The organism is Enterobacter sp. 940_PEND (genome assembly GCF_001059415.1).
Lineage (GTDB): Bacteria > Pseudomonadota > Gammaproteobacteria > Enterobacterales > Enterobacteriaceae > Enterobacter > Enterobacter cloacae_M.
Genome location: NZ_JUMS01000073.1, coordinates 1 through 8,884, shown reverse-complemented (window position 1 = coordinate 8,884; position 8,884 = coordinate 1). Strand labels below are relative to the sequence as shown.

General features: G+C 54.1%; 9 protein-coding genes. 4 read left to right on the top strand and 5 right to left on the bottom strand.

Translation table 11 applies throughout. The features are described 5' to 3' along the window. Window positions 1-724 precede the first annotated feature (724 nt). Window positions 725-1,288 carry an alkyl hydroperoxide reductase subunit C gene (gene ahpC, locus ADJ24_RS10735; RefSeq protein ID WP_008501015.1) on the top strand — a complete coding sequence of 188 codons (564 nt, stop codon included), beginning with the start codon at window positions 725-727 and terminating at the stop codon, window positions 1,286-1,288. A 187-nt stretch (window positions 1,289-1,475) separates the two neighbouring features. Further along, entirely contained in the window at window positions 1,476-3,041 is a 1,566-nt protein-coding gene (gene ahpF / locus ADJ24_RS10730; RefSeq protein ID WP_023310730.1) for an alkyl hydroperoxide reductase subunit F, read from the top strand. Window positions 3,042-3,101: 60 nt separating this feature from the next. Here ahpF and uspG read toward each other — a convergent pair whose 3' ends face one another. Beyond that, window positions 3,102-3,530, bottom strand: coding sequence for a universal stress protein UspG (gene uspG, locus ADJ24_RS10725; RefSeq protein ID WP_023310731.1), 429 nt, complete (start codon window positions 3,528-3,530; stop codon window positions 3,102-3,104). A gap of 180 nt (window positions 3,531-3,710) precedes the next feature. Here uspG and ADJ24_RS10720 point away from each other — a divergent pair, with 180 nt between their 5' ends. Further along, the gene (locus ADJ24_RS10720; protein ID WP_023310732.1) at window positions 3,711-4,949 is read left to right on the top strand and encodes a zinc-dependent alcohol dehydrogenase; all 1,239 of its coding nucleotides are present in this window, start codon (window positions 3,711-3,713) and stop codon (window positions 4,947-4,949) included. 8 nt (window positions 4,950-4,957) lie between these two features. Here ADJ24_RS10720 and yldA read toward each other — a convergent pair whose 3' ends face one another. Then, window positions 4,958-5,047 (bottom strand): small membrane protein YldA, encoded by a 90-nt coding sequence (gene yldA / locus ADJ24_RS25805; protein WP_023310733.1) that lies wholly within the window; start codon window positions 5,045-5,047, stop codon window positions 4,958-4,960. Between the two features lie 139 nt (window positions 5,048-5,186). Further along, entirely contained in the window at window positions 5,187-5,597 is a 411-nt protein-coding gene (rnk, locus tag ADJ24_RS10715) for a nucleoside diphosphate kinase regulator (RefSeq protein ID WP_023310734.1), read from the bottom strand. A 266-nt stretch (window positions 5,598-5,863) separates the two neighbouring features. Here rnk and ADJ24_RS10710 point away from each other — a divergent pair, with 266 nt between their 5' ends. Beyond that, window positions 5,864-6,481 carry a flavin reductase family protein gene (locus tag ADJ24_RS10710; RefSeq protein WP_023310735.1) on the top strand — a complete coding sequence of 206 codons (618 nt, stop codon included), beginning with the start codon at window positions 5,864-5,866 and terminating at the stop codon, window positions 6,479-6,481. Here ADJ24_RS10710 and rna read toward each other — a convergent pair. After that, the gene (gene rna, locus ADJ24_RS10705; RefSeq protein ID WP_023310736.1) at window positions 6,475-7,284 is read right to left on the bottom strand and encodes a ribonuclease I; all 810 of its coding nucleotides are present in this window, start codon (window positions 7,282-7,284) and stop codon (window positions 6,475-6,477) included. The two genes, ADJ24_RS10710 and rna, sit on opposite strands and share 7 nt — an antisense overlap. A gap of 94 nt (window positions 7,285-7,378) precedes the next feature. Then, the gene (dcuC, locus tag ADJ24_RS10700) at window positions 7,379-8,746 is read right to left on the bottom strand and encodes an anaerobic C4-dicarboxylate transporter DcuC (RefSeq protein WP_023310737.1); all 1,368 of its coding nucleotides are present in this window, start codon (window positions 8,744-8,746) and stop codon (window positions 7,379-7,381) included. Between the last annotated feature and the right edge of the window lie 138 nt (window positions 8,747-8,884).

Here is an 8,884-nt window from a genome sequence, read left to right as displayed (position 1 = left end):
TCAAAAACACCATCATACACTAAATCAGTAAGTTGGCACCATTACCCGAAAATGACTAACAGATTAAGATCGAATTTTTTAAGGTCATAGAGGTTTGCCATGTTTCGTCCTGAGGGTGCTACGTTTGCTGTGGTTATCATATAACTGGTAACAATGGTTTGAGGCTAACCATTTATAATTCTTTCGGTTAATTCTCTTAGTTTTAAATTAAAAACATCTTAATATATCACGGTGGCAGATTATTGAAATAGCGCTTCGAAAGCGATTGAGATAACTTTATTGTAGAAAAGGGAGTGAACATTTTAAATGACAATTGCCATTTATATATCGCAATAGTCTTATAATAAAAATAAATCTATAACGCTCCGGAATGATGTTCGACGCAACCTATCACAGCCATAGGCAGGAATGCCTCTCTTATGGATTGCTCAATCCCTGCGCGGGTGGTGTAATCAAAAGGCTGTTACCGCCTTGATATAAAGGGTTGTAGAGCGCAACGCAACGCCAGTTTCGGCTGGCACTGAATGTACCTGCGGGGAATTCAGGTATCAGGGCCGCCCGTTGAGGCGGCCTTTTTACTTTTAGGCTTTCCTGTAAAAGGTTCACCTTGTTGTCTTGTCGACGTTGTAAGGTTTGGCTGATTGATTTGATAAAGCATACGCATTAGCCCCGATGAATAAAGTTGGTTACCTTACATCTCAACGAAAACACGGAGGAAGTACAGATGTCTTTGATTAACACCAAAATTAAACCTTTCAAAAACCAGGCGTTCAAAAACGGTGAGTTCATCGAAGTTACCGAGAAAGATACCGAAGGCCGCTGGAGCGTCTTCTTCTTCTATCCGGCTGACTTTACCTTCGTTTGCCCGACTGAACTGGGTGACGTGGCAGACCATTACGACGAACTGCAGAAGCTGGGCGTAGACGTTTACTCTGTCTCTACCGATACCCACTTCACCCACAAAGCATGGCACAGCAGCTCTGAAACCATCGCGAAAATCAAATACGCGATGATCGGCGACCCGACTGGCGCCCTGACCCGTAACTTCGACAACATGCGTGAAGATGAAGGCCTGGCTGACCGCGCCACCTTCGTTGTTGACCCGCAGGGCATTATCCAGGCTATCGAAGTTACCGCTGAAGGTATCGGCCGTGATGCTTCTGACCTGCTGCGTAAAGTGAAAGCTGCTCAGTACGTGGCTTCTCACCCTGGCGAAGTATGCCCGGCGAAATGGAAAGAAGGCGAAGCGACGCTGGCTCCATCCCTGGACCTGGTTGGCAAGATCTAAGTCTGTAAAGCCTGGCGGCGCTGCGCTTGCACAGGCCTACAGTATCGTAGGCCGGGTAAACGAAGTGCCACCCGGCAATCAATGGGCGCACCCGCGCCCATTTCATTCCAGCACCATGATGCAAGTTGCATTCAGGCCGCCCGTATAAGGCAGCTTGCATGATGACGTCTTAAGAGAGGGAAGAACAATGCTCGACACTAACATGAAAACCCAGCTCAAGGCCTACCTTGAGAAACTGACCAAACCCGTTGAGCTGATTGCCACGCTGGACGACAGCGCCAAATCGGCAGAGATCAAGGAACTGCTGGCGGAGATCGCCGAGCTGTCGCCGAAAGTGACCTTCAAAGAAGACAACGCGCTGCCGGTCCGTAAGCCCTCTTTCCTGATTACCAACCCAGGCTCCGACCAGGGACCGCGCTTTGCCGGCTCGCCGCTGGGTCACGAATTTACCTCACTGGTGCTGGCACTGCTGTGGACCGGTGGTCATCCGTCAAAAGAAGCGCAGGCGCTGCTGGAGCAGATCCGCGATATCGACGGTGATTTCGAATTTGAAACCTATTACTCGCTCTCCTGCCACAACTGCCCGGACGTGGTGCAGGCGCTGAACCTGATGTCGGTCCTGAACCCGCGCATCAAGCACACGGCGATTGACGGCGGTACCTTCCAGAATGAAATCACCGAACGCAACGTGATGGGCGTTCCGGCGGTCTACATGAACGGCAAAGAGTTCGGCCAGGGCCGTATGACGCTGACCGAAATCGTAGCCAAAGTGGATACCGGTGCTGAAAAACGTGCGGCGGAAGAGCTGAACAAACGCGATGCTTACGACGTGCTGATCGTCGGTTCCGGTCCTGCGGGCGCGGCGGCAGCGGTGTACTCCGCGCGTAAAGGTATTCGTACCGGCCTGATGGGTGAACGCTTTGGCGGCCAGGTGCTCGATACCGTGGACATCGAAAACTACATTTCCGTGCCGAAGACCGAAGGCCAGAAGCTGGCAGGGGCGCTGAAGGCGCACGTCAGCGACTATGACGTAGACGTGATCGACAGCCAGAGCGCCAGCAAGCTGGTTCCGGCCGCGGCCGAGGGTGGTTTACACCAGATTGAAACCGCGTCAGGCGCGGTGCTGAAAGCGCGCAGCATTATCATTGCCACCGGCGCGAAATGGCGCAACATGAACGTTCCGGGCGAAGATCAGTACCGTACCAAAGGCGTGACCTACTGTCCGCACTGTGATGGCCCGCTGTTTAAAGGTAAACGCGTGGCGGTGATCGGCGGCGGTAACTCGGGCGTGGAAGCGGCTATCGACCTGGCGGGGATTGTTGAGCACGTTACCCTTCTGGAGTTCGCTCCAGAGATGAAGGCCGACCAGGTACTGCAGGATAAAGTTCGCAGCCTGAAAAACGTCGACATCGTACTGAACGCGCAGACCACGGAAGTGAAGGGCGACGGCAGCAAAGTGACCGGCCTGGAATACCGCGACCGCGTGAGCGGCGACGTGCACAGCGTTCAGCTGTCAGGGATCTTCGTGCAGATCGGTCTGCTGCCAAATACCACCTGGCTGGAAGGCGCGATTGAGCGCAACCGCATGGGCGAAATCATCATCGATGCGAAATGTGAAACCAGCGTGAAAGGCGTGTTTGCGGCGGGCGACTGCACCACCGTGCCGTACAAACAGATCATTATCGCCACGGGCGAAGGGGCGAAGGCGTCTCTGAGTTCCTTTGACTACCTGATTCGCACCAAAACCGCATAACAGAAGAAAGTAAGGCTACACCTGCAATAGCGAGAGGCCACCGAAAGGTGGCCTCTTTTTTTATCTTACGACCATCACCGGTATATGGGTGTGGCGGATCACGCTGGAGGCGTTAGATCCCAGCAGATGCGTGGTAATGGAAGGGTTGCGCGAACCGATGACCACCACATCTGCTTTCAGCTCGTTCGCCAGTTCGTTTACCGCATCGCGTACGCTGCCGAATCTGACGTGCGTTTTGATGCGAGAAGGGTCGATGCTGAAGTGGCTGACCATGGTTTGCAGGCGAGTTTCCGCTTCATGCTGCAAATGCTCCTCGAAGCGACGCACGTCGGCGGCAAAGCGGTGCAGGCTCAGGCTGGCGGAGCCCGGCAGTACGTGTAAAAGATGGATAACACCGTCCTGCTGCGCCAGGAACTCCGCATGGCGAACGGCCTTGTCGCTCAGCTCCATCTCAAAAACATCAACCGGCATAATGATTCTCTGGTACATACCCGTTTCTCCTTGTTTATAAACGCTGAACTCATTCAACCATAAAAAATAAATGGTTTCTGTAAGCGCCCCGTCAGTTTTCTTATCTCGCCAGGATAAATCTCAAAAGGCCCATATTCCGGGGCAGACCTTGAGCGGTAGCTACCCTTATACACTTACCTGGAACCTTTCGGAGGTCGCATGAAAGCACTTACGTATCACGGTCCGCACCATGTTCGCGTCGAGAATGTCCCCGATCCCATTATCGAGCAGCCCGACGATATCATTTTGCGCGTCACGGCCACGGCTATCTGCGGCTCCGATTTGCATCTCTATCGCGGAAAGATCCCGAAGGTGCAGCACGGCGACATTTTTGGCCATGAGTTTATGGGGGAGATCGTCGAGTGCGGCGCAGAGGTGAAGAATTTGCAAAAAGGCGATCGCGTGGTGATCCCCTTTGTCATTGCCTGCGGAGACTGTTTCTTCTGCCGTCTGCAGCAATACGCGGCCTGTGAGAATACCAATGTCGGGCAGGGCGCCGCGCTGAACAAAAAGCAAATTCCCGCGCCGGCCGCGCTGTTTGGCTACAGCCATCTCTACGGCGGCGTGCCGGGGGGACAGGCGGAATATGTCCGCGTGCCAAAAGGCAACGTCGGGCCGTTTAAGGTCCCGCAACTTCTTTCCGATGATAAGGCGCTGTTCCTGTCCGATATTTTGCCCACGGCCTGGCAGGCGGCAAAAAATGCGCAGATTGAAAAAGGCTCAAGCGTTGCGGTTTTCGGCGCCGGGCCGGTGGGACTACTGACTATTGCCTGCGCGCGGCTGTTAGGGGCTGAGCAGATCTTTGTTATCGATCACCACCCGTACCGTTTGCGATTTGCCGAGGCGCGTTACGGCGCAATTCCCATCAACTTTGATGATGATAACGACGCAGCGGAAAAAATCATCGAGCAAACCGCTGGCCAGCGCGGCGTTGACGCCGTGATTGATGCGGTAGGGTTCGAAGCGAAAGGCAGCACCACCGAAACGATCCTCAGCAATCTTAAAATTGAAGGCAGTAGCGGCAAAGCGCTGCGACAGTGCATTGCTGCCGTTCGACGCGGTGGCGTAGTTAGCGTACCCGGCGTGTACGCCGGGTTTATTCATGGATTTCTGTTTGGCGATGCCTTTGATAAGGGGCTGACGTTCAAGATGGGCCAGACCCACGTCCATGCCTGGCTGGGTGAACTGCTACCGCTGATCGAAAAAGGGCTGCTTACGCCGGAAGAGATCGTGACCCATTATCTTCCTCTTGCTGATGCGGAACGCGCCTATAAGGTGTTCGAAAAACGGGAGGAGGAGTGCCGGAAGGTGATTCTGGTCCCTGGCGCAGAAACGCCCGAGGCCGCAGAGCAGAAAGTTAAGGGCCTGGTGAATGCTTTCCCCGGTGGGGTTGCATGAATACTCGCCTAGCTGTGGCGTTCAAGATAAAGCACGGCCAAGACGATAATCGCCGCAATAATCAGAAAAATAAGTGTGATAGCCAGTATCTCACTCATGACCGTCCCCACGGCACCAAAACAGATTAAGCGTGGGTTAAGGGCTTTTTGCGCGATATAAGAAAATGGGGTGAATTTACGGAAAGAGGATGCGGCTGCATCCTCTGTGCAAAGCGGGTGGGCGCTTGTTCAGAAGTGGTTAACGCAGGTAATCGCCCGCGGCTTCTGGCTGGTAGAGCAACGCCAGCACTTCAAGATGGGCAGAGGCGCCGCCCGGCAATTCCCAGTGGATGGTATCGCCCGTGCGCAGGCCCAGCAGTGCGGCACCCACAGGCGCAAGAACAGAAAGCTGTGCGCTGCTGTCGGTCATCTGAGCCGGGTAAACCAGCGTTCGGGTCAGCTCTTCACCGGTGGTCAGGTTGCGGAATTTTACCTGGCTGTTCATGGTGACCACGTCATGCGGCATCGTCTCAGGCGTGCACATCTGCGCCCGGTCGAGCTCCTCATTCAGGGCGTCGGCCACGGGAAGTGAGGCAAACTCTGCTTTTTCCAGCAGCCTGTCGATACGTTCTGCGTCGAGCTCGTTGATGATAATTGTAGGTCTGGACATTTTTACTCCATGTCGTTAATGCTGCGTGTAACGCAGAAACCAATCCAAAAGAAAACCCTCGCCGTCTGGCAGCGAGGGTTTAACTCTCCCGATGATACTGGCTGAGCGCGCAAGTTTGAAGTGATGAAGGTCACATTCATGGTCCATATGAATTTTCGCTGAAATTTATTCAGTCTTCATTCCGGACGGAATACGTTACGCTGAGTGTCCTGAACCCGGGCGTGCGCGAAGCGCAATTCGCGTCAGCCCAACAACGAGAGAGAATTATGTACTTCTACCAACCGTCTCAGGGTCACGGCCTGCCGCACGATCCGCTGAACGCCATTATTGGTCCACGTCCGATCGGCTGGATCTCTTCATGCGATAAGGCCGGTCAGCTGAATCTCGCACCGTACAGCTTCTTTAACTGCTTTAACTATCGCCCGCCGATCATCGGCTTTTCCAGCAACGGCTGGAAGGACAGCGTGCGTAATATTACCGAAACAAAGGAATTTGTCTGGAACCTGGCGACGCGCGATCTCGCGCAGGCGATGAACCAAACCTCTGCGATGCTTCCCCACGATCGGGATGAATTTAGCTTTGCCGGGCTAACGCCAGCGGCGAGCCAGCTGGTTAACGCGCCCCGCGTCGCCGAAAGCCCGGTGAACTTTGAGTGCCGCCTGTCGCAGTGCATTCAGCTTACCGGTGCCGACGGCACACCGGTCGATACGTGGCTGGTGCTGGGGGAGGTGGTCGGTATCCATATTGCCGAAACGCTGCTGGAAGAGGGGATATACCAGACGGCTAAAGCGCAGCCCATCCTGCGTGCGGGTGGGCCGACGGCGTATTATGGCATCAGTGATGAAAACCGGTTTGATATGGTGCGTCCGGGCGCGGATCAGTAACCGGCTTTATCAATCACGAACTGTTTTCCGCAGTTACCCGGATGTGGCTGCGGTACAAATGACGCCGCAGAAAGCGGGTTGTTAATGGTGTCCGCCTTAAGCGAAATCTGCATCTCGGTCAGATACGCCGGATTGCCGTTGCAGGTCAGCTTGATCGCTTTGATGTTTTCTTTGCCCCAGCTTTTGGCAACGGCACTGTCAAAGTCGCTGCGATTGATGGTTTTCCCGTAATTATCGGCGAGGAATTTACCGACCGCGCTGTTTTTAACTTCCTGATTCATCCGCACCATCGTGCCGAAATAGGCATCCGGATCGAAACCAAAGCAGACGCCATGTTTGGCATATTCGTAACGTTCCAGGCAGGAATTACCGCCCGCGCCCGGCATGACATCGTTGAGCTTAGCTGCAGCAGAAAGCGAGAGTCCAGTTTCGGCGGCATCGCATTTGCGGCTGGCCTTCACTTCCGGCATGTTCGGGATAGGGCGCGTGGCGCAGCCAAAACGCATCCATCGACGCTCATCCACGCCGCGTGCGGCAATAGATTTTGGCAGGCCAGGCCATAGACCGTGGACGGTCAGAAAATCGGCTTTATTATCGCGCTCTTTTTGCAGGCGACATTCGTCAGGTTCATTGCGGTTGCGCTCGACCATGCTCTGGCAAAACCCGGTTTGCCAGGACAGAGCCAGCACATAGCGATCGAAATCGCCATACTGTGTTGCCTTCAGCGGTTCCGCCTGCGCGGAGAAGAGACAGAGAGAAAGCGCCATTGCGCCAGACGGGATGACGATATCCTTCCTGAACATATGATTTCCTGATCGAATGAGCACGATTTATTTCTGGAAGTTATTAAAGCACAAAAAGCGCCCGCAGGCGCTTTTTGGATATCCATAATTTAGCTTAGGCCGCGCCGGGTACCAGCACTTCCGTGGCGATAATCACGATAATCAGACCAACTATGACGGGCACTGAAGTGCGTTTGACGACTTCGAATGGCGAGATTTTCGCCATCCCGGCAACGGCGACGACCACACCCGACACCGGCGAAATGGTCCGGCCGAGGTTTGACGCCTGCAGCATGGGAATGGAGAGGTAGGCCGGGTTAATACCGGAGGAGTGAGCCAGTTTCGGGATCATCTCAACGAAGGCGTAGAAAGGCGCATTACCGGAACCGGTGGTCATCGCCGCCAGCATGGTGAGCACCACCAGAACCAGCATCAGGATAATACTGGCCGAGCCGAACGAGGTGGCGATAGAAATCAGGCTCTGGATAAAGCCGATCGTGCTCAGACCCTGGGCAAAAACGCCCGCAGCAACCAGCAGGATCACCACGCCAGCGAAGGCATCCGCCATACCGCGATACGCCACTTCCAGACCCGAGAAGACTTTTTGCGTGTTAAAACCGCGCACAAACTCCAGCACGGCGGCCAGCAGCATACAGATGACCAGAATGGTGATGATGTGCAGCTGTGGACCCCATTTGCCGTCAAAAATCAGCACTCCGACGATCGGGGTGAACGGCAGAATGGCATAGAACGCGGGAGCGGTCGTGGTGATTTCACTCACGTCCATCATTTCATGGCTGATGTTTTCTTTCTTATCGAGATAGCGCTGCCAGAAGAAATGTGCGATCCCCATGCCCACGATGGCAACGATCGAGATCGGTAACGTGGTTTTAAAGGCGAAGTCGATGAGTGACATCTCCGCCGCCTTTGCCGCCAGCACAACGTCGCCGGAGGTCGGGGAGAGAATAATCGCTGCCGGAGACGCACAAATTGCCGCGGCCGCGCCACGGCTGATACCGACGTTCACCATGACCGGGAACAGCGTCGCCATGAGCAGTACCCCAAGTCCGGTAGCTGACGAAACGGCCAGCGACATGAGGCAGGCGAGGAAATAGGCAGCGACCATTAGCAGATACGGCGAGTTAATGTATTGCAGGGGTTTAGAGGCAAGCTTAACGACCATGTCGTTGGCGCCGATGTGGGTCATGTAGGCTGCAAAACCGCACAGCATCATGATCATCATACCCAGATCGCCGCCGCGGCTCATGAGCAATATTTTAATATATTCAACAATATCTGTAGCAGTGTAACCGGTGCTGGTCGCGCTGGCAGGTAACACCTGGTGCCCCATTATTGCGCTGATAATCAGCAGCGTTAGACCGCCGACAAATAATACGCCCGTGGCCGAGTAGCCTTTAATGATGTAGCGTGCGACCCCGACAATGACGACGACTCCAATAAGGAGTTCGAATAACGTAAGCATGATTTCCCCTGTATCTCTGCTGCTATGGAGCACAAAAAATCAATAAAAAAAAAGAAGGATGAAAATGTGCCGAATAATTGGCCTGTTCTTGGGTAATGACTCCAACTTACTGATAGTGTTTTATGTTCAGATAATGCC

Excerpts from the sequence above, each read along its gene's own strand:
- rnk (WP_023310734.1), bottom strand. The coding sequence starts at position 5,597 with ATGTCCAGACCTACAATTATCATCAACGAGCTCGACGCAGAACGTATC.
- rna (WP_023310736.1), bottom strand. The coding sequence starts at position 7,284 with ATGTTCAGGAAGGATATCGTCATCCCGTCTGGCGCAATGGCGCTTTCT.
- ADJ24_RS10720 (WP_023310732.1), top strand. The coding sequence starts at position 3,711 with ATGAAAGCACTTACGTATCACGGTCCGCACCATGTTCGCGTCGAGAAT.
- ahpC (WP_008501015.1), top strand. The coding sequence starts at position 725 with ATGTCTTTGATTAACACCAAAATTAAACCTTTCAAAAACCAGGCGTTC.
- dcuC (WP_023310737.1), bottom strand. The coding sequence starts at position 8,746 with ATGCTTACGTTATTCGAACTCCTTATTGGAGTCGTCGTCATTGTCGGG.
- uspG (WP_023310731.1), bottom strand. The coding sequence starts at position 3,530 with ATGTACCAGAGAATCATTATGCCGGTTGATGTTTTTGAGATGGAGCTG.
- ahpF (WP_023310730.1), top strand. The coding sequence starts at position 1,476 with ATGCTCGACACTAACATGAAAACCCAGCTCAAGGCCTACCTTGAGAAA.
- yldA (WP_023310733.1), bottom strand. The coding sequence starts at position 5,047 with ATGAGTGAGATACTGGCTATCACACTTATTTTTCTGATTATTGCGGCG.
- ADJ24_RS10710 (WP_023310735.1), top strand. The coding sequence starts at position 5,864 with ATGTACTTCTACCAACCGTCTCAGGGTCACGGCCTGCCGCACGATCCG.